This is a genomic window from Candidatus Symbiopectobacterium sp. NZEC151, assembly GCF_025962655.1.
In the GTDB taxonomy this organism is placed as follows: Bacteria; Pseudomonadota; Gammaproteobacteria; order Enterobacterales; family Enterobacteriaceae; genus Symbiopectobacterium.
Window position 1 is genome coordinate 17863 of sequence record NZ_JAGFPE010000004.1, and the last position, 21003, is coordinate 38865.

Here is a 21003-nt window from a genome sequence, read left to right on the forward strand (position 1 = left end):
CAAATGAAAGCAAGGTGCTCTGACGGCAGGGTTCGCGGATCGGTGTTGGCGCTCGTGGCGCTGCTTGCGGGCTGCGTTGACAGCACCCATCACCGTATTGCGATACGCGATGTTGAAAATGTCACGCCGAGAGAACAAGTGAGCGATTACCGTCTGATCCAGTGCGATAGCCTGTGGCGCACTGACGATCGCGATGCGGTGAATAACGCCCTTTATTGGTTGCGTGCGATGGATTGCGCGGAGCGGTTAACCTCGCAACAGGCGCGTGAGGCGGTGCAAACGCTGGGGAGCGGGACCTGGGATCAGGCATTTAAGCAGAGCATTTTACTCGATCAAGTCAAAATCACCCCGGCGGAACGGCGTCAGGCGCTCGATCGCCTGAACAGTTTTCAAACTGACTTTCCAGCGGCGCTGCGCCCGCTGCTGCAAACCTGGCAGGACAAGCAAACGTTCTGGCTGGCGCTGACCGATGAACGCTTACGTACTCAGCGTTTGCAGGAGGCCAACGACAAACAGCTTGAAGCGATGCGGGTTCAACAGAGCAATTTGCAATATCAACTGGATGTAACGACGCGCAAACTGGAAAACCTGACGGATATTGAGCGTCAGCTTTCCACGCGCAAGCCGATGAGCGGTGAACTTCCGGAGCCTGCGGCTTCGCATGAGTCTGGTGCGACGGAGCGCCACGCTGCGCCTGCGGCGTCAAAATAGGAGCCTACACGCCCATGACAATTCGAAAAACGGCTGATTTGCTGCTGGTCGATGACGATCCCAGCTTGCTGAAACTGCTGGGTATGCGTTTGACCAGCGAAGGGTTTCATGTCGTGACGGCTGAAAGCGGCGCGGAAGCGCTGCGCGTGCTGGCACGCGATAGCATTGATTTGGTCATCAGCGATTTGCGCATGGATGAAATGGACGGTTTGGCGCTGTTTTCTGAAATACAGAAGCAGCAGCCAGGACTGCCGGTAATTATTCTTACTGCCCACGGATCGATCCCGGACGCCGTGGCCGCGACGCAGCAAGGGGTGTTTGGCTTTTTGACCAAACCGGTGGATCGCGACGCGCTCTATAAAGCGATCGATGATGCGTTAGCGCTCAGCGCCCCTGCCGGAGAATCCCACTGGCGAGAAACCATTGTTACGCGCAGCCCGGTGATGTTGCGTTTGTTGGAACAGGCTAAGCTGGTAGCGCAATCTGACGTCAGCGTGCTGATTAACGGGCAGAGCGGAACCGGGAAAGAGGTGCTGGCGCGGGCCATCCACAGTGCCAGTCCGCGTGCAAAAAACGCGTTTATCGCTATCAACTGCGGCGCACTGCCGGAACCGTTGCTGGAGTCTGAACTGTTCGGCCATGCCAAAGGCGCGTTTACCGGCGCGGTCAGCAGCCGCGAGGGGCTGTTTCAGGCGGCGGAAGGGGGCACGCTGTTCCTTGACGAAATCGGTGATATGCCGCTGTCGCTACAGGTCAAACTGCTGCGGGTATTGCAGGAGCGCAAGGTGCGCCCACTGGGCAGCAACCGGGATATTGATATCAATGTGCGCATTCTCTCCGCCACGCACCGTGATTTGCCGGTCGCGATGGAAAAAGGCGAATTTCGTGAAGATCTCTACTACCGTTTAAATGTAGTGACCATGAAATTGCCCGCGCTGCACGATCGGGCCGAGGATATTCCGCTGCTGGCAAATCATCTGCTGCGTGAAGCGGCTAATCGCCATAAGCCGTTCGTTCGCAGTTTTTCCAGCGATGCAATGAAACGCTTGATGACGGCGAGTTGGCCCGGTAATGTGCGTCAACTGGTGAATGTGATTGAACGCTGCGTGGCGTTGACCAGCGCGCCGGTGATTAACGATGCGCTGGTAGAACAGGCGTTGGAAGGCGAGAATACCGCGTTGCCAACCTTTGTGGAGGCGCGTCACCAGTTTGAGCTGAACTATTTACGCAAGCTGCTGCAAATTGCCAAAGGCAATGTGACGCAGGCGGCCAGAATGGCGGGGCGTAACCGCACCGAATTCTATAAATTGCTTGGCCGTCATGCGTTGGATGCCAACGATTTTAAAGAGTGACAGCGCGCTGCGCGTTGTTGCGCCTGGCGTTACCGTTTCACTGAATGTTTGTTACTGATGCCCGACTGCGGTCGAAGAGAAACAGGTTCACAAAGGTTATTTCATGAAAAAAATAGATGCGATTATCAAACCGTTCAAATTGGACGACGTGCGTGAAGCGTTAGCCGAAGTGGGTATCACCGGCATGACCGTCACGGAAGTAAAAGGATTCGGACGCCAGAAAGGGCATACCGAACTGTATCGCGGTGCAGAATATATGGTCGATTTTCTACCCAAGGTAAAAATCGAGCTGGTGGTTGCCGATGACATCGTCGATACCTGTGTCGAAACCATCATTCAGACCGCCCAGACCGGCAAAATCGGGGACGGCAAGATTTTCGTGTTTGACGTGGCGCGCGTGGTACGTATCCGTACCGGCGAAGAAGACGAAGCGGCGATCTGATGCGTAAGCCACGATCCCCGTCATACGGGGATCGTGCAACGTCCTATCAAGGCGCAGTAGGTGTCCAACCCGCCAAGACCTTTTCCTTACTGTATTCTGCGGCCTGCTCTGCGGTGAGCTGACGCCGTCCGTCATTTTTTTCTGCGCCCGCACCGGTTGATTGGTATTCGAAGAAACGCGAATCCTGCGGCTGGAACCAGATTTTCTCGCCTTTGATATCCTTGCCGGACATTTTGTCCCAGCCGTAGATCACATCATCCATCTGGGTGTTGATAAACACCGTTTGTCCGATAGCGTTAGGGTCGGCATAGCGGCCATCGGGGAAGGTGGTGGTTGGGTGCCAGGGGCGGCCAAGCGCATAGCTTTTCGCGGGGACATTGCTGCCTTCCTTGAACACCCGGCTGTTGGTGATCACTAAACCGTACTTTTGGTTGATATCGGTGCTGGGGGCGGTCAGGTAGCCGTAGGATTCATCACCGGGATTAACGCGCGTGCGGGCGACAATATCGCAATCATCAAACAGCGCCGTGCCGCTACCGAAAATAAAGTCCACGGTGCCGCTGATACGGCATTTCTCAAACAAGCTGCGCCCCGCTTTGACATACAGCGTGTCTTGATAACCCACCAGGCTGACATCGTGGAAGTAGGCACGATCGCTGTTCTCTGCCACTAACAGCGCCACGGCCTGGGTGTCTTTTATCTTGGTCGGGTCATCGCTCTTTTTGGCTTCATTGCCCAGATAGTCAAAATCGTTGCGGATGGTCAGCGTGCGGGCACTGAAATCAGGTGCATCAATTTTCACCGTATAGCTGCCGGAGGTGCCCCATTTGGAACCATCAGGCTTCAATGCACCAGCGGCGGTATCCACGGCAATAATGGTGTGGTCACGGTCTTCGCCCTTAAAATGCACGTTAGGGCGGGTAATCACCAGACGCTCGTGGTAGGTGCCCTTTTTGATGTAGATAACAAACGGCGTGGTATCGGCGGGCGCGCTGGCGATAGCCTCACTAATGGTTTTAAAGGTATTGGGTGCAGCCGGTGCAGTGGCAGAAACCACCGCGTTCACATCCGTACTGGCGACGGCGTGCTGCCAGGGGGCTGCCACCAGAACGGCCAGCGCAATCGCGCCTGAGAGAGGTTTAAGCATACCGATCATTCCTTAACTGTAGTATCCGAGAGGTAAAGCCCATCCGTTCGCACGATGGGAAAGCGCCCCTGAGCAAACGCTCAGGGGAGTAAAGCCTTAGTGTTTTTTCTTGAGCAGATAATCGGCCAGCGGGCGCAGCGCCTCGTCGGCGCGAATGCTGTCGGCGACGATCTCGGCTACGGCAATCGCGCCTTTTTGCTGGAAGTGGGTGGTATCCGGTTTGGTGATGCTGCCGCCCTGATCTTTGTAGTACGGGTAGCGTTTAGGATCGATCACCAGCCAATACTGTTTCCAGTGATGTCCGTTGTCCCGGTTAGCCAGCGCAATGGTATCGGGTTCAACATCCAGTAACGGGACATTATTGGCTTTCGCGGTGTCCTTGATGGTTTGGCTGTAGTCGCCGATAAAGGCAAAGCCGTTTTCAGCATTTTGACGGGTGAAGTGGCTGTGAACGGCCGGAGTGCCATCTTTGCCTTGTGCATCTTTCACGCGGGTGGTCGGTGTCAACAGTACCGGGATCATCTGGTGCTGGCGGGCATAGGTGATGTAACGTTCCAGCGCGTTCTGGAATGACATGTCAGGTTTACCCTGCGGGAATTGGCGCTTGCCTGCCGCATCGTTGGGGTAGGTACACAGGTTGCCGACATCCGCCGCGCCGCGTACCGCTCTGGCACCGTTACAGTTCTGATCGTTGTGGCCCATCTGAATGAAAATGTAGTCGCCGGGCTGCATCAGCGGCTGCATCTGGCGGAACCAGCCTTCATAGAAGAAATCGCGCGAGCTGCGTCCGGCACGGGCGCCGTTGATCACTTTGACGCTACCGTCATGGCGGAATTGCTGCTCAAACACCTGTCCCCAGCCCATGCGTGGGAAACGCAGTTTCTCATAGTTGGCAGCGGTGGAGTCACCGACGATAAAGATGCGCGTCTTGGCCTTTTTGATCTCATCCAACTGACGACGCGCATAGCCGTAATCCAGTCCTTCATAGCTGCCATCGGCGCTAAGCCCGACTATCGGCCGGAACACACTGTCCGTTAGCACGGTGTGGCCCGCTTGTCCGCTGTCGTTATGGTAGTTGCGGTTGTGATTGATCACCTCGACCAGTTGGTGAACGGCTTTTTGCTGCGCGGCCGGGTAGTGCAGGGGATCAAACTGTGCCGGGTTGGTGATACCCGCCTGTTTTAACGCGGGGCCGAAACCGGCATGAAACACCGCGTTAGCCTGTTTCCAGGTTGCCGCTGAGAGCGCTGGCGTGCCTGCGTCATCGGAGAGTTGCTGCGGGCCGATATAGCCTGCCGCCGCGGCCATGTCGGAGGCGATGCGATCGGTAAACGGGTTGATGTTGGCGGTGTTGCCTTTACCCGATTGGGCGGTTGGCAACAACGCACTCAGGCAGATGGCGCGCGCCTGATTGTTCAGCAAACAGTTATTGCCGCCGGACTCTACCGCAGAAAGGCGCAGCGGTGCCGTCAATTCAGACACATCCAACTGATAGTGGCCCTGCTCATCGGTTTGCGTCTGGCGACGGTGCCCTTGCTGGTCGCGCACAATAATGGTGGCGGGCAAGCGCGCATCGCGGTGTGCGACGATGCCCTCGAGCGTGGTGTGTTCTCCCAACACCGTGGTGGGCAGCGTTTCGCTAGCAGGTGCAGCATTCTTTTGTGCATGGGCATAGCCCACGGAAGCGCTAATCAGCAGCGCGAGCGTAATGCGGTGAGAAAATCGTGTAGACATGGTCAGATACATCCCTTGTAGCGAAAAGTAGTAAAAAAGACGACGTCGTTTGGGTGGTGTGCAACAGGCTTGCCGCAGTGCTACTGATTCTTACACAAACTCCTTGTTAGTTCGGCCAAAAAAGTGGGATGCAGGTAGGCCGCGGAGCGCATTAAGAAGCTAAAACCGCGTTTTTATAAAATGAAACGTTATTTTAATTATGGCGTAGAGGATTTTTGTGATCGATACCGTTTTTTATCATTACCGGATCGGGCGGGAGCATAAATTTGTGATCGTGGATAAGATTACCGCGCGTGCGTTTGTCCGCGCGGTAGGGGCTTGCGAGTCGGTGTATTACACGACTTTATGCGGGCCAAAGCACTCGTAGTGTAATTGTGAGGGCGCGATGCCCAATGCGAGGAGTTGACGAGCGACGAATTGCATAAAGGCCACCGGGCCGCACAGATAAAAATGCATGGTCACATCGGTCAGACGTGACGCCAGTGTGTCCAACGCCATTACGCCGTGGTGGTGGAAATCTTCGCCGGGACGATCGTCTTTGCCGGGTTCGCGATACCACACGTAACGTGTCAATGCGGGCCATTGCTGGCTAATCTGCGCCAGTTCATCACCAAAGGCATGCACATCGCCGTTGTCAGCGGCGTGCAACCACAGAACGTCCGCCCCATGTGCTTGATCTTTTAACTGGTGCAGCATGCTGAGCAATGGGGTTTGCCCTACACCCGCAGAGATAAGCGTGACCGGCGTGGTAAGAGAGGCCGATAAAAAGAAATCCCCGTGGGGCGCTGCCAGTGAAATGATATCGCCTTCCTGTGCAATGTCATGGAGATAGCCGGAGACCGTCCCCTGATCCTCGCGTTTCACCGCAATGCGGTAGGTGCGGCCATTGGGGGCGTGAGTCAGGGAATATTGGCGAATCTCTTGGTGAGTGAGGCTGTCGTGGCGGACATAGACTGCTAAATACTGGCCGGGTTTAAAATCCACCACCGGTTTGCCATCGACTGGCTCCAGCGTGAAACTGGCGATCAGCGCACTCTGCGCCTGCTTTTTCACGATACGGAAGGGGCGCGTGCCTTCCCAGCCGCCGTGCTGGCTGGCTGCATCCTGATAAATGGCGTGTTCGCGCTGAATAAAAACATCAGCCAACACGCCATAGGCCTTACCCCAGGCATCCAATATCTCCTCGCCGGGGCTAAACAATTCATCCAGCGTGGCAAGCAGATGTTCGCCAACGATGCCATATTGTGCGGGCTGGATAGAGAAACTGGCATGTTTTTGTGCAATACGCTCCACCGCAGGCAGCAGTGCCGAGAGATTGTCGATGTTGGCCGCATAGGCGCAGATAGCGTTGAATAACGCTTCTCGCTGATCGCCGTTGCGCTGATTGCTCATGTTGAAAATGTCTTTCAGCTCAGGATTGTGAGTGAACATGCGCTGATAGAAGTGGGCGGTCAGTGCCGGGCCGGTTTGTGCCAGCAAGGGAATCGTTGATTTTACGGTAGCGATGGTTTTTGCGTCTAGCATGGTGACTCCAGGTGGTTTTATAAGATGTATTTTTAATGCATCTTATTCGAGCGTTGCCGCATTGTAAATCCCTGCTTGGTGTTGGTGTTTATTGTGTCGACGGGAACACAAAATGAAGAAAATGCAGGATGCAGATGAAGAAAACTCCCTTGCCAGCGCATGAAGTCATTAGGCCGCTAAGCCTTGTGCTGCTTGAAGCTAATCGTTTGCGTAAAAACCTCTGTCAAGCCCTATCATGCGAGGGGATAAACGGTTTACACTATAGGCCAATACCCGTTGCGGGCATTTTTACTGTACATATAGTTAGCTGAGTCAGGAGATGCGGATGTTAAAGCGTGAAATGAACATTGCCGATTACGATGCCGAACTGTGGCACGCGATGCAGCAAGAAGTGGTGCGTCAGGAAGAACATATTGAACTGATTGCGTCAGAAAACTACACCAGCCCACGTGTTATGCAGGCTCAAGGGTCTCAGTTAACCAACAAATATGCGGAAGGATACCCTGGCAAACGTTATTACGGCGGCTGCGAATACGTTGATATCGTAGAGCAACTGGCGATTGACCGTGCTAAAGCGCTGTTCGGTGCCGACTACGCCAACGTGCAACCGCACTCCGGTTCTCAGGCTAACTTTGCCGTGTATACCGCGCTGCTGCAACCGGGTGATACCATTCTGGGGATGAACCTGGCACACGGCGGCCACCTGACTCACGGCTCTCCGGTTAACCTGTCTGGCAAGCTGTACAAAGTTATTCCTTACGGTATCGATGAAAGCGGTAAAATTGATTACCAGGAAATGGCTGAACTGGCGCAAACCCACAAACCGAAAATGATCGTAGGCGGTTTCTCTGCCTACTCAGGCGTGGTTGACTGGGCAAAAATGCGTGAAATCGCTGACAGCATCGGTGCTTATCTGTTTGTCGATATGGCGCACGTTGCGGGTCTGGTCGCGGCTGACGTTTATCCTAACCCGGTTCCCCATGCGCATATCGTCACCACCACCACCCATAAAACGCTGGCGGGTCCGCGCGGCGGCCTGATTCTGGCGAAAGGCGGTGATGAAGATCTGTACAAAAAACTGAACTCTGCCGTCTTCCCTGGCGGCCAGGGTGGCCCGTTGATGCACGTTATCGCCGGTAAAGCGGTCGCGCTGAAAGAAGCGATGGAACCTGAGTTCAAAGTTTACCAGCAACAAGTGGCGAAGAATGCCAAGGCCATGGTTGAGGTCTTCCTGACGCGCGGTTTCAACGTGGTGTCTGGTGGCACCAGTAACCACCTGTTCCTGCTCGATCTGGTGAGCAAAAACCTGACCGGCAAAGAAGCCGATGCCGCTCTGGGTCGTGCTAACATTACCGTTAACAAAAACAGTGTGCCGAACGATCCGAAGAGCCCGTTTGTTACCTCCGGTATCCGCATCGGTACTCCGGCGGCAACCCGTCGTGGTTTCAAGGAAGCGGAAGTGCGTGAGCTGGCAGGCTGGATCTGTGACGTATTGGATAACATCAATGACGAAGCGACCATTGAACGCGTGAAACAAAAAGTACTCGCTATTTGCGAACGTTTCCCGGTTTATGCCTGATCGCCAGTAACCTGTATGCCAACGCCAGCCTTCGGGCTGGCGTTTTTTTTATCGCTCTTCCTCACTATCTCCGCGTAACCCTCTGATATCCGTCCTCTGATGCGCCTAAAGCAACAATCAGAATATGAAAGTTTTCTGCCACGCCCCGTCTACCCTTTGAGACAGTTCTTATCGCAAAGACGTTGTTTCCAGGAAGGTTGCTTCTAATCAATAACGGTAAATCATGTTTATTCACCGTTATTAATTAAAATGCTATCGATATCAGCGGAATGATGAAATATCAATGAGTTATACTATTTGGGAGAAGTGCCGGATGAGGTCTTCGTCATTCAAAGTCAAACCGTTGGTGGTGGCAGTAAGTGCCGTACTAGGCGTTCTTTCTACTTACCCATCATCCGCTGCATCGATCGATGTTTCCACCAGCCAAGGTGGTCTGAGCATTACAACAGCACAAGATTATCTGAGCATCACCAATACCGGTACCCTCACCGGAACCGATTTTGGCATTACCAATACGTCGACCATTGGCTCGCTCAGCAATGCCGGCGTTATCACAGGCAATGATGGGATTTACAACACCGGGTCAATCGGTCCGATAACCAACTCCGGTTTAATTTCTGCTAGTGACAATATTGGCCTGTGGAGTGATGCGGGTAACATTGATTCGCTGTTTAACACCGGCACTATCACCGGACATAAGGGCGTCTACCTCGAGAACAACAGCTTCATGGGGGAGTTTAAAAACACCGGATATATCGAAGGTGATGAAGATACTGCCGTTTTAGTCAACGCCAGTAACCTGTGCTATTTCGAGAACTCTGGCGAAATCTACGGTGACCAAGGCGTGGTGCTGGAAAATGACTCCATGCTGTATGAGCTGGTCAACTCCGGTACGATCTCCTCTGAGAACGATGCCGCTATCCTGCTCAACAGTTCCAGTATCTATTCCATCAGTAATACCGGATTGATCACCGGCGATGAGGGGATCGTGCTGGAAAATGACGCTAGCATAGAGTCGTTAATTAACGGCGGTACCATCAGTGCTGGCCTGGGTATTGGCGTGTTTGGTGACAATGTCGAAGAGATGAGTTCGATAGGGTCTATCTCCAATACCGGTCTTATCGATGCTGAAGACGGGCTGATTGTAGCGGGTGGTGGGTATGTAGGCACCTTCTTCAACTCGGGCACCCTGAGTGCCAATCTGGCCATCGGCGCGTTTGGCAACCCGGAATATGCTGTCAACACCATCGTCGCCATTCACAACAGCGGGCTGATTGATGCAGAGGAGGGGCTGGTGGTTGCAGGCGGTTCCTATGTCGGGACGTTTTTCAACACCGGCTCCATCGACACCAATATCGCCATGGGGATTTACGACGGTGGAACCCTTGGCTCGCTCAGTAATGAAGGCATTATCGGCGGTGAGTTAGCCGCGCTCTCCATTGATGGCGGGAGTATCGGGTCGATTTATAACGACGGGGTTATTGCCGGGAATATCTACTCCACCAGCGGTCTGACCTTCTTTGGCGGCAAAGACGAGGACATCGGCACCCTGACCGGGTATGACAAGGGCAGTATCGGCACCATTTCCATTGCGGCCGGTGACCTGACCTTTGTTACAGGCAGCACGCTGCTTAATGACAACGTCATTCTGGGAGAAGGCCAGTTGGTGAATGGCTCAGCCCAGCTGATGATCAACAATGTGCTCACCATCGATGGCGACTATCAACAGGGGGGCGGTGCCAGCCTGCTGTTTGGCGTAAATAACTACCTTGCCACCAACGGTGATATCAACTCCTACAACGGGTATGGCCGCCTGGTGGTGTCCGGCAGTGCCAATATTACCAGCGGATCTAACGTGGGGCTGATGAGTAACGGCCAATATGCCTTCGCACAAGGTCAGCGCTATGTGGTAATTCGGGCAAACAGTGATGGCACCGACTACAACGCCGACAAACTGGATTACTGGGCTGATAATTACACCGGGATGCTGACCGGTAATACGGTAACGCACGGCAGCACCAGTGACCTGGTGGTGACGCTGGGTGACTGTAATGGCGATTACAAGCCGGTCGGTTACGCGACGACGTCAAACGCCGTCTCCTCATTGAACGGCCTGTTCAACTATGGCGGTACGGAATCGTCGCTGCTCAATCTGTTTAACGCCGGTGCTGCGGTAGGCAATACCGCAGAAGCCAACCGCGCGGGTGCGCAACTGAGTCCGGCGGCGATCGCCTCCGCCTCGGCACAGGCGGCAGCACTGCCCGCCATGTCGGTGTTGGACGTATTGGCGCAACGCGGCGAAGCCATTCGTCTGGCGGGAGCGGGCAGCGGTATTTCGACCGGGGAAAATGATGACGGCCCGGTTGCCTGGGGGCAGGGTTTTGGCGGCAAAGTTAACCGAGGCCAGCAAGGGGATATCGCGGGCTACGACGGGCACTTCGTTGGCGTGATGTTAGGGGGCGATGGTGAGGTCAACGACAACTGGCGTCTGGGGGGATTAGGCAGCTACACCACCACGATGGTGAACAGTAGCGGCGATAATCTGGGCAGCTCGGCGCATGTCAAATCTTACGGCGTGTTCGGCTATGCCAACTATGAAGGCGATCCGTGGTACGTCAACCTGACCACCGGCGGTATCTTCCACCATTACGGCACTAAACGTCAGATTGATTTCACCGGCTTTAACGGTAATGCCACGGCGGGCTTCAAAGGCAATCAGTTTGTTGCCTCCGGTCTGGTGGGGTATCCCCTCTCGATGGGAACCCTGTGGACCCGACTGACGCCGATCGCTGCCTTGACCTACAGCAAACTGGGTCAGGACGGCTACACCGAATCTGGCGGCAACGGTGCGGGATTGCGGGTTGACGACACCACGGTAACCTCGCTGAAAAGCGACCTAGCGTTGAAACTGGATCACCGCTTCAAAATGTCAGACGGTGAAATTCAGCCGTTTATCCAGGGCGGATGGCGTCATGAATACCATGACGATGCGTTGCAATCGGTAGCCAGTTTCTCTGCCGACAGCACTGGCGCAAGTTCATTCGTGGCTCGTGGTTCGAAGCCGATTGTGGATACCGGGGTGTTCTCGGCGGGGGTTTCTCTCGTCGGCTCTCGTGACCTCAGCGTAACGATAAAATATACCGGCGAAGCGGCCCGACATTATCAAAGTCACACCGGTAATCTGCAACTGCGTTGGCAGTTCTGATTCCCCTGCGCCAGCGGTGTGATCACACCTCTGGCGCATTGTTTCAGTTCATGTGCTGGCATCAGGGAGATTTTTGTGCTCAATCCGACTCACCCAGTGGCGGCACCGTTAACCGTGGAAACGGCCTTGCGGCGCGCGTATGCACACTGGCGGGCTGGTCAGGCGGCGCAGGCAGAGCAACTCTGTCTGCGCATTTTACGTGTAGCCCCTCAACAGCCCGGCGCCATGCATTTACTCGGTGTTATGGCCCATGCCTATGGTTTACAAGAACGTGCGGTGACCTATTTGGAGACGGCGACCCGCTCGCCGCAAGCCCCTGCGCTGTTTCATAGCAATCTGGCGGAGATGTATCGTCAAAAGGGGCGGCTAAAGGAGGCCGAGCAGTCGGCGCGCAAGGCGGTTGCTGCCGATCCGCACCTGATGGATGCGTGGAATAACCTTGGTATCATCGCGCAAGAGTGTGGCGATCTGCCTTTCAGCGAAACTTGTCTGCGCAAGGTGCTGGCTGCTCGCCCCGTCAGTCCACACGCCCACAGTAATCTGGCGAACACGCTGCGCCGTTTAGGCCAGAGCCAGCAAGCATTACATCACTATCAGCAGGCGCTGATACACGACCCTCAGTTTGTTCAGGCATGTATCAATCAATCGTCGCTGTTACGCGAACTCGGTCATCTAGATCGCGCTACCGAGTTGGCTGAGCAGGCGATAGCCCTCGAGCCACGCTGCGCAGAAGCCTATCTTAACCTTGCCGATCTGGCGAGAGTACGCCAACGGCCGGAAGAGGCTAGCCGCTGGCTGGACGCATTACGCGCCTTTGCACCGGACAGGGTTGACGCGCAGGGCGCGACGTCCGGCACGGCGCTGTCCGCCGAGGTGATTGCTGCTTGTCATCAGCGCGTGCTCGACCTTTCTGCCGAAGGCCGCCATGGCGAGGTGGAAGCCTTGCTGACGCAAACGCTGGCGAACGGCAACGGGCCGCCGACGCTGTGGCATCTGCTGGCGCGGGCGCTGCGCGCGCAGTTAAAAATGGAACCCGCGTTGCGCATTATGACCATGCTGGTGCGGGTCCGGCCCGGTGAGATGACGGCCCGTTTCGATCTGGCTTCACTGCTGTTGGTGACCGGCGATTTTACCCGCGGCTGGCGCGAATACCGCTTTCGCTACCAGATGGAACACACGGCCAAAGTGTGTCGCCATGTGCAAAAACCGCGCTGGGAAGGGCAGTTGCTTACCGGAAAATGTTTGCTGATTCACGACGAACAGGGCTTCGGCGACACCTTTCAGTTTTTACGTCTGGTGCAAGCGGCCCGCGAGCGCAGCGGTGCGCGCATTATTTTACAAGTGAACAACGACTGTCTGGCACTGGCACGCCGCTGTGCAGGTTGGGATGAGATTGTGGTGCGTGGGAACTTACCGCCACCCTTTGATTATCACTGTGAACTGATGAGCCTGCCGATGGCGTTGGGCCTGCAACTGACGGATTTGCCCGGCTCTGTTCCTTATCTGTTTGCCGATCCCCAGCGTGTTGAGGTCTGGCAACAGCGTCTGGCGCATTTACCGCGCCCGTTGGTGGGGCTGGTGTGGGCGGGGCGCCCCGAACACAACAATGATAAAAATCGCTCCATGACCCTGAACGATCTTGCGCCACTGGCACAGCCCGGCGTCAGTTTTCTCGCTCTGCAAAAAGGCACTGCCGCGTTACAAGCCGAGGAACCGCCTGCTGGTATCGATCTGTTATCGTTGAGTGATGACATCACTGATTTTGACGACACGGCGGCGATCCTGTGCGTCATCGATCTGCTGATTTCGGTGGACTCTTCCCCGGTGCATCTGGCCGGTGCGTTGGGTCGACCCGCCTGGGTGATGCTGCCTTACGAGCCGGAGTGGCGCTGGCTGCTGGGACGTGATGACTCGCCCTGGTATCCCTCCGTCACGCTGTTTCGTCAACCGCAGCACGGGCAGTGGACTCCCGTGGTGCAGGCAATGGCCCAGCAACTGGCTCAGTGGCCTCGGCAGACGCCATGCTGATCCGTGCGTGCTTTGCGCCACTACTTGTGCCATTCAGCATGCTGCTGTGGATACTGACCACCAGTTTGACGGGATGCCACTCCGATCCGCGCGCTCATGCCGATCAGTTGGCGCTGCGCGGTGATTTGCAACATGGCACGCTGTGGGTCGCTCCCTTTCACTTAACCACCTACGTGCGCATTACGCGTGTCGACAGGCCTTTGCATGTGTACATCGAGGGCGATGGTCGCGCCTGGCGCGATCGCTATCGGGTAGCGCACGATCCCACGCCGCGACGAGCGATGGGGCTGGCATTGGCGGCGGAGGATACGGCGGCCAATGTGGTTTATCTGGCGCGCCCCTGCCAATTTACCGCCGCCGAGCACGCTTCAGTCTGTCAGCCCGAATACTGGACAGGCAAACGCTTTGCACCCGACGTTGTTGCGTCGATGGATGCGGCTATTTCGCACTATTTGCGCCAGACACCGGGGCAACCGGTGGTGTTGACCGGGTATTCTGGCGGCGGCGCTATTGCGGTGTTGATTGCGGCGCGGCGTAACGACATTGCCCTGCTGCGCACGGTGGCGGGCAATCTCGACCACGTCGCCGTTAATCGCTTACACCGTGTCGCCACCATGCCCGAATCGCTCAACCCGGCTGATGTCGCGAGCAAGGTTGCCGCTGTGCCGCAACTGCATTTCAGCGGCGATAGCGATCGCATTGTCCCTTCGGTTATCGCTCACTTTTTTGTTGCTGCCGTCGGGCGCTGTGCCGATGTGCGTGAAGTGCACGACGTGGATCATGAGGGCGATTGGCCCGCGCTGTGGTCTGCGTTGTTACAGATGCGCGTCCCCTGTGAGGACCCGGCGCAACGGTCTTTGCTACGCGCCTGATAAACTGAATTTTGCGAGCCCGCGCTGGGAAGCCTCCGCCTTACCTGTTAGGCTAAGACGCCTTTTTTGGGGCGCAATGATGGTCTGTGGCCGAGTGGCGGCACCAGGTGCTGCATGGCTTACAAGGAGAGACGATGGTTTTGCAATCCACCTACTGGCTGGCGCTCAGTTATTTCACCTACTTTTTTTGCTACGGTATTTTCCTGCCGTTCTGGAGCGGGTGGCTAAAAGGGGAAGGTCTTAGCGCGGAAAACATCGGTTTACTGCTCGGTGCCGGACTGGTGGCGCGCTGTATGGGTAGTCTCTTCATTACGCCTTGTGTAAAAAATCCCGCTCATCTTATTAATGCGATACGTCTTTTGGCGCTGCTGTCACTGATCCTTGCGCTGGGTTTCTGGTTGGGAAATGCCTGGGCGTGGCTGCTGCTGGTGATTGTCGGCTTTAATCTGTTCTTTTCGCCGCTGGTGCCGCTCAACGATGGGCTGGCCGCCACCTGGCAACGCCAGATCGCCATGGATTATGGCAAAGTGCGCGTCTGGGGATCGATAGCCTTTGTGATTGGCTCTGCGGTAACCGGTGAATTGGTGGCCGCCTGGGGACACACGGCAATCCTGGCAACGCTGACCGCCGGGTTGGTTTGTATGCTGTTGGGCATGTTGCTGCGACCTTCTGTGATGCCACAGGTCAGCGCGGGCGGCGAACATACCGCGCCCGTAACCCCCTGGCCGCAATTACTGCGTGAATCGGGCGTGTGGCGCTTTCTGCTGTGTGTGGCGCTGCTGCAAGGGGCGCACGCGGCCTATTACAGTTTTAGCGTTATCTATTGGCAGGATGCGGGCTATTCGCCAGCGGTGATTGGCTATCTGTGGTCGCTGGGGGTGGTGGCTGAGGTGGTGGTGTTTATGTTCAGCAAGCGCTGGTTCGGGCGTTTCAGCGCCCGCGATCTGCTGCTGCTGTCGGCGTTGGCTGGCATGGTACGCTGGAGCCTGATGGGGGCCACCGTAGCGCTGCCCTGGCTGATTGTGATACAGATATTGCACTGCGGTACTTTTACCCTGTGCCATCTGGCCGCGATGCGCTTTATCTCTGCGCGTGGCGGTGGCGACGTGCTGCGTTTGCAGGCCGTCTACTCGGCACTGGCTATGGGCGGCAGTATCGCGGTGATGACGGTGGTGTCGGGCTTTTTGTTTGAGCATCTCCAGAACGGCACATTCTGGGTAATGGCGGCGCTGGTGGTTCCCGCGCTGTTTTTGCGACCCGCTACCCCGGTTCAACGCTCATAAAACCGGGTATCACGTTCAACTCTCCCCGTCATTCCCGCGCAGGCGGGAATCTCTTGCAGGTGAAATGCGTTTCTTCTGGCAGAGATCCCCGGCTTTCGCCGAGGATGACGAGAGGGAAACCGAGGATGACGAGGTAAAGTGATTTTGTCATCAGTCTGTCACCCGGAAAATCTGGGTGCCATTATCTGCGTCAAGAGACGATACATTATGTTACTTTATAACACTTTCGGTCGCGGTGGTGCTCGGTTAGGGTGGCGTCGGGGCGTGTTGTTCTCGCTGCTGTCGCTTGCCTCGCCTGCGGTGTGGGCGCATCCCCACAGTTTTATCGATATCCAAACCACGGTTGAAGGTGAGAACGACACCATTACCGGGTTGCGTATGCATTGGACGATGGATCCGATTACCTCGGCAGACCTGCTTTACGATGCGGGCAAGGCGAAAAGTGACTCAGAAATCTGGAAAAAGCTGGCGGCTGAAGTGATGGCAAACGTGTTGGGCCAGCATTATTTCACCGAGATCTACCGGGATAACGCGGCGGTGAAGTTTCAACCGATGCCGACAGAATATCATTTGTCGCGCCAGGGCAACAAAGCGGTGCTGGAATTTGTGTTGCCGCTGGCGCACCCGCAGGCTTTGAAAGGCGCGCCGCTACAGATTTCTACCTATGACCCGACCTATTTTGTCGATATGTCCTATCAGGATAAAAACGCTGTCCGCCTTGCGCCCGCGCTGGCGGAACACTGTAAAACAGCGCTGTTTACCCCGAAACCCAGCGCAGATTTACGCTCTTATGCGCTGTCGCTGGATAAAGCCGATGCCCCCGATGAGGATCTGGCGCTGGGCAAACAGTTTGCACAACGAATTACGCTGGAATGTCATTGACTGTGTTTGAAAAACGAAAACGCAACCGCATCGTGAGACTGTGCCTTGGCCTGTGGCCGTTAGCGGCTTTTTTACTGCTGCTGACGGTAGGCTTTCAGGTAGCGCTGCGTTACTGGCCGGATATTCTGCTGCAAAGCGTTGCCTGGCAGAAGGTGATGCATCAGCAGATGTCAGCGCTGCTCGAGGCGGTGCAAGAACAGCCGCATCAGGCGGGGCTTAGCCTGCTGGCGTTCAGTCTGGTCTACGGCATCTTGCACGCGGTGGGGCCGGGGCACGGTAAAGTGGTGATTACCACCTATCTTGCCACCCATCCGGCACAGCTTAAAAGCAGTTTGAAACTGACGCTGGCATCATCGCTGCTACAAGGCATGATGGCGATTGCGCTGGTGAGCGTCACGTTGGGGGTTCTGCAACTCTCCAGCCGGGCGCTGCACGCCAGCAGTTTCTGGATGGAAAAGGCCAGTTTTATGCTGGTGGCGCTATTGGGATTGTGGCTCAGCGGGCGGGCCCTCAAACGCCTGTGGGCGGCGGTTACCCATGCCCGGCATGCCAGCAGGCCACACATTCGGCGTATGCAGGTGCTCACCGCACAGGCGCGTCCGTTACCGTTAGCGCCTTCCTTGCCAGTGACTGATGATGGCGTGTGCGGTTGCGGTCATCGCCATCTTCCTTCCCAGGAAGAATTGCAACGCGGTGATGGCTGGCGTACCCGATTGGCGATTGTGTGTGCCATGGGGTTGCGTCCCTGCTCGGGGGCCATTCTGGTGCTGCTGTTCTCCAAAGTGATCGGCGTGTTTGCCTGGGGCGTGGCTTCCGCGCTCGCTATGGCGCTGGGCACGGCCATTACCCTCTCGGCGTTGGCGCTGCTGGTGTTCTTTTGCCGCCGAGTGATTGAACGTGTGGGGCGCTCACGTGCGCCTGCGCTGTGGCAACAGACCGCCTGGAGCACGCTGGCGCTGACGGGTGGCATGGTGCTGTTTGGCATGGGCGTTCTGCTTTACCTCACGGCGCAGCCTGCCATCACCGGTGGTATCCGCCCGTTCTCCTGACACGCCTTTCTGATTTTTCTCTCTGAACGTGCCTGATGTCAAAAAGCCATTGCGTCTGCTCTGGCGCGCAGCATATCATTTCAAAGATGATAATGAGTCTCATTATCCATATAAAAATCAGGGATAAAAATGAAGAAAACGCTACATTGGATAGCCGCCATCGCGCTATGGAGTGTTACCTGCCTATCGTATGCTGCCCCGATCGTTATTGAAGATGTCAGTGGTCGTAAAGTTGAAATTGCGGCTGAAGCCAAACGCATCATTTTGGGCGAAGGACGGCAGATCTACCTGCTGGCGGCCTTTGACACCGAGGCCCCGTTTAAACGCGTGGTCGGCTGGCGCGACGATCTGCCCAAAGCGGATTTTGATGGCTATAAGGCCTATGAAAAACAGTTCCCGAGTATCACCGCGTTGCCAACGTTTGGCGGCGCGAAAGACGGCACCTTTAACGTTGAGCAGGCGTTAACGCTTAAACCCGATTTGGTGCTGATGAACCTGGAATCGAAAGCGGCAACGGATGAAGGCAAACTGATTGAAAAGCTGGATCAGTTGGGTATTCCGGTAGTGTTTATCGATTTCCGCGAAAAGCCGTTTGAGAATGCGGAAAAGAGCATCCGTATCATGGGGCAACTGCTGAACAAGCCGCAGCGTGCCGAGGAGATCGTTCAGTTCCGCCGCGAGCAGATCGCCGTGGTGGAAGATCGCCTGAAAAACTATCAGGGGCCGCGTCCGAAAGTCATGATCGATCGCGCTGGCGGCTATGATGACGAGTGCTGCATGTCCTTTGGTGATGAAAACTTTGGCAAAATGGTGGAAGTCGCTGGCGGGAGCAATATCGCCAAAACGGCGATCCCCGGCACCTTTGGCACCTTGAATCCTGAATTTATCATCAGCGCTCGCCCCGATGTGGTGATTGTCACGGGGGCCAACTGGAAGAACTACAACACGGCGAACAAGTGGGTGGGCGTGGGACCGGGGGCGGACACGGCGGAAGCCACTAAACGTCTGGCTGCGCTGATGCAACGTTCTGCGTTCAAAACCTTGCCGGTGGCGACCAATGGCAAGGCGCACGCCATCTGGCACCAGTTCTATGATAGCCCGTATCAGTTTGTCGCGATTCAGGCGATGGCGAAATGGCTGCATCCGGATCTGTTTAAGGATATCGATCCGGATGCGACATTCAGAACCTTCCATGAGAAATTCTTGCCGCTGCCGTATCAACCGGGATATTGGGTAACACTGCCGCCGCAGCAGAAATAATTACCGATAAAAAAGCCCGCATTGATGCGGGCTTGATGGTCATTCAATGCACTGGCAATTAAATCGTCGGTTCAGACACCAACCCATCGATCATCACCTGCGGTATACCCTGCGAACAGCGCTCAATGCGTCCGCGTACGCCGTACACCTGTGCCAAACTGTCAGCGCTGATCACCTCGGCGGGTGCGCCATCGGCAATCAGTTCACCGTTTTTCAGCATCAGCACATGGTCGCCATGGCGCAGGGCGATGTTGATGTCGTGCACCACCACCAGCGTAACGATATTGCGCTTGCGCGTCTCTTTACGCACCAAATCCATCACGTGAAACTGGTAGTTGAGATCCAGTGCGCTTAACGGTTCATCCAGCAACAGCAGGGAAGGTTGGCGAATCAGCGATTGCGCCAGCCCCACCAGCTGTTTTTGGCCGCCGGACAGCTGGTCCAGATAGCTCATCGCCAGATGTTCAATGCCGAGCTGGCGCAGCAGCGTCAACACCTCATTCTCTTTCTCGCGCGAGTTCAAACCGCCGGAAGCTCGCTGCGCCACGATGATCGATTCCAGCACGTGCAGATGCACGCCCGCAGGCAGGGATTGTGGCAGGTAAACCACCTGTTCCGCGCGCTTGGCGAACGGCAACTGCATCAGTTCGGTATCGTCCAGATGCAGCTCACCCTGGGCATTGCCCAGCCCTGCCAGTGCGCGCAGCAGCGTTGATTTGCCGCTGCCGTTCGGGCCGAGCAGTACCGTGATTTTACCGCGCGGCAGCAGCGGCACATTGAGGTTGTGAATGATTTGTCGTTTCGGGTAACCGGCCTCGAAACGGGAGATGCGCAAACCGGCGTGAGGCAGCGTCTGGTTCATACATTCCCCCGGTGGCGCAGAATAATACTCAGGAAGAAGGGCACCCCAACCAGCGATGTCACGATCCCAACCGGAATAATCACGCCGGGGATCAGGTTTTTAGACGCTACCGACGCCAGCGACAACACCAACGCACCAATCAGCGCGCTGGCGGGCAGATAGAAGCGGTGATCTTCGCCGAAGACCATGCGGGCAATGTGTGGCGCGACCAAGCCAATAAAACCGATCGGGCCGACGAATGCCACCGACAGCGCGGAGAGAATACTGATGCGCAACAGCGTCGTCAGACGCAAACGGCGCACGTTGATGCCAAAACTGGTGGCGCGATCTTCTCCAAGACGCAGGGCGGTCAGTTTCCATGAACTCATAAACGACAGCGGCATCAATACCGCCAGTGCCAACAGCAGTACGCCCAGCTTTTCCCATGAGGCGCGAGCCAGGCTGCCCATGGTCCAGAACACCAGCCCTTGCAAGGTATCTTCATTGGCAATGAATTGCAGCATGGAGACCAGCGCATTGAAGGTGAACACCAGCGCGATGCCGAACAGCACCACGCCGGACGTCGCAACGTTGGTCCAGCGGGTAATGCCATCGAGCAGCAGTGCGGCCATCAGCGCAAAGAGAAAGGCGTTGGCGGAGATAAACCACTGGGCCGGAATGCCGGGAATACCAATCCCCAACACAATCGCCAAGGCAGCACCGAAGGCGGCGGCCGAGGAGACGCCCAGGGTAAACGGGCTGGCTAACGGGTTATTCAGGATGGTCTGCATCTCTGCGCCTGCCAGCCCTAAGGCCAGCCCGACGATCAGCGCCATCAGCGCATAGGGCAGGCGGATATCCCACACGATCACGCGCGTGCCGGCATCGGCCTGTGCCGGGTTGGTCAGGGTTTGCCACAGCACGTCGAGCGAAAGCCCAGACGGCCCCATGGTGAAATCCAGCAGCAGGGAGGCAACAATGGCGACGACCAGCAGCAGCATGATCAGCAACCGGTGGCGCAGAATATCTTGATAGTGACGGAGGATATCCGATTCAGCCGCCTTTTGGCGGCTGATGTCAGTGGTTGTACTCAT

At 56.1% G+C, this 21003-nt stretch carries 16 protein-coding genes; 11 read left to right on the top strand and 5 right to left on the bottom strand.

All coding sequences use genetic code 11. The annotated features are described in order from the left end of the window. Window positions 1-3: 3 nt before the first annotated feature. The 3 genes from qseG to glnB all read left to right on the top strand — a co-directional run bounded on the left by qseG (window position 4) and on the right by glnB (window position 2505). The gene (gene qseG / locus J5067_RS13515) at window positions 4-711 is read left to right on the top strand and encodes a two-component system QseEF-associated lipoprotein QseG (RefSeq protein WP_264643659.1); all 708 of its coding nucleotides are present in this window, start codon (window positions 4-6) and stop codon (window positions 709-711) included. A 14-nt stretch (window positions 712-725) separates the two neighbouring features. Beyond that, the gene (glrR, locus tag J5067_RS13520; RefSeq protein WP_264643658.1) at window positions 726-2063 is read left to right on the top strand and encodes a two-component system response regulator GlrR; all 1338 of its coding nucleotides are present in this window, start codon (window positions 726-728) and stop codon (window positions 2061-2063) included. Window positions 2064-2166: 103 nt separating this feature from the next. Next, on the top strand, window positions 2167-2505 hold the full coding sequence (gene glnB, locus J5067_RS13525) for a nitrogen regulatory protein P-II (protein ID WP_195315181.1): 339 nt from the start codon (window positions 2167-2169) through the stop codon (window positions 2503-2505). Between the two features lie 46 nt (window positions 2506-2551). Here the strand turns inward: glnB and pemA are convergent, their stop codons facing one another. From pemA to hmpA, 3 genes are all read right to left on the bottom strand, one after another. Further along, the gene (pemA, locus tag J5067_RS13530; protein ID WP_264651325.1) at window positions 2552-3652 is read right to left on the bottom strand and encodes a pectinesterase PemA; all 1101 of its coding nucleotides are present in this window, start codon (window positions 3650-3652) and stop codon (window positions 2552-2554) included. A gap of 96 nt (window positions 3653-3748) precedes the next feature. After that, window positions 3749-5386, bottom strand: coding sequence for a pectin acetylesterase PaeY (gene paeY, locus J5067_RS13535; RefSeq protein WP_264651326.1), 1638 nt, complete (start codon window positions 5384-5386; stop codon window positions 3749-3751). A 333-nt stretch (window positions 5387-5719) separates the two neighbouring features. Then, the gene (hmpA, locus tag J5067_RS13540) at window positions 5720-6910 is read right to left on the bottom strand and encodes an NO-inducible flavohemoprotein (RefSeq protein ID WP_264651327.1); all 1191 of its coding nucleotides are present in this window, start codon (window positions 6908-6910) and stop codon (window positions 5720-5722) included. A 325-nt stretch (window positions 6911-7235) separates the two neighbouring features. Between hmpA and glyA the strand changes: the two genes are divergently transcribed. The 8 genes from glyA to J5067_RS13580 all read left to right on the top strand — a co-directional run bounded on the left by glyA (window position 7236) and on the right by J5067_RS13580 (window position 19068). Beyond that, window positions 7236-8489 carry a serine hydroxymethyltransferase gene (gene glyA, locus J5067_RS13545; RefSeq protein WP_264643654.1) on the top strand — a complete coding sequence of 418 codons (1254 nt, stop codon included), beginning with the start codon at window positions 7236-7238 and terminating at the stop codon, window positions 8487-8489. Window positions 8490-8802: 313 nt separating this feature from the next. Next, complete coding sequence (locus J5067_RS13550) at window positions 8803-11694, top strand: autotransporter outer membrane beta-barrel domain-containing protein (RefSeq protein WP_264651328.1); 2892 nt, start codon at window positions 8803-8805, stop codon at window positions 11692-11694. A 75-nt stretch (window positions 11695-11769) separates the two neighbouring features. Beyond that, window positions 11770-13722 (top strand): tetratricopeptide repeat protein, encoded by a 1953-nt coding sequence (locus J5067_RS13555; protein ID WP_264651329.1) that lies wholly within the window; start codon window positions 11770-11772, stop codon window positions 13720-13722. Further along, a complete protein-coding gene (locus J5067_RS13560) occupies window positions 13716-14594 on the top strand; it encodes an alpha/beta hydrolase (protein ID WP_264643651.1) in 879 nt (292 codons plus the stop codon). The genes J5067_RS13555 and J5067_RS13560 overlap by 7 nt, the downstream gene beginning before the upstream one ends. Before the next feature lie 134 nt (window positions 14595-14728). Continuing rightward, entirely contained in the window at window positions 14729-15877 is a 1149-nt protein-coding gene (locus J5067_RS13565; protein WP_264651330.1) for a 3-phenylpropionate MFS transporter, read from the top strand. Window positions 15878-16084: 207 nt separating this feature from the next. Next, window positions 16085-16759, top strand: a complete 675-nt coding sequence (locus tag J5067_RS13570) for a DUF1007 family protein (protein WP_264643649.1) — start codon at window positions 16085-16087, stop codon at window positions 16757-16759. Then, on the top strand, window positions 16750-17808 hold the full coding sequence (locus J5067_RS13575; RefSeq protein ID WP_264651331.1) for a nickel/cobalt transporter: 1059 nt from the start codon (window positions 16750-16752) through the stop codon (window positions 17806-17808). Before J5067_RS13570 ends, J5067_RS13575 begins: the two co-directional genes overlap by 10 nt. 129 nt (window positions 17809-17937) lie before the next feature. Further along, window positions 17938-19068: an ABC transporter substrate-binding protein gene (locus J5067_RS13580; protein WP_264651332.1), complete on the top strand. Its 1131-nt coding sequence runs from the start codon at window positions 17938-17940 to the stop codon at window positions 19066-19068. A gap of 58 nt (window positions 19069-19126) precedes the next feature. Here J5067_RS13580 and J5067_RS13585 read toward each other — a convergent pair whose 3' ends face one another. Beyond that, the gene (locus J5067_RS13585) at window positions 19127-19930 is read right to left on the bottom strand and encodes an ABC transporter ATP-binding protein (RefSeq protein WP_264651333.1); all 804 of its coding nucleotides are present in this window, start codon (window positions 19928-19930) and stop codon (window positions 19127-19129) included. Beyond that, entirely contained in the window at window positions 19927-21003 is a 1077-nt protein-coding gene (locus tag J5067_RS13590; protein WP_264643645.1) for an iron ABC transporter permease, read from the bottom strand. The genes J5067_RS13585 and J5067_RS13590 overlap by 4 nt, the downstream gene beginning before the upstream one ends.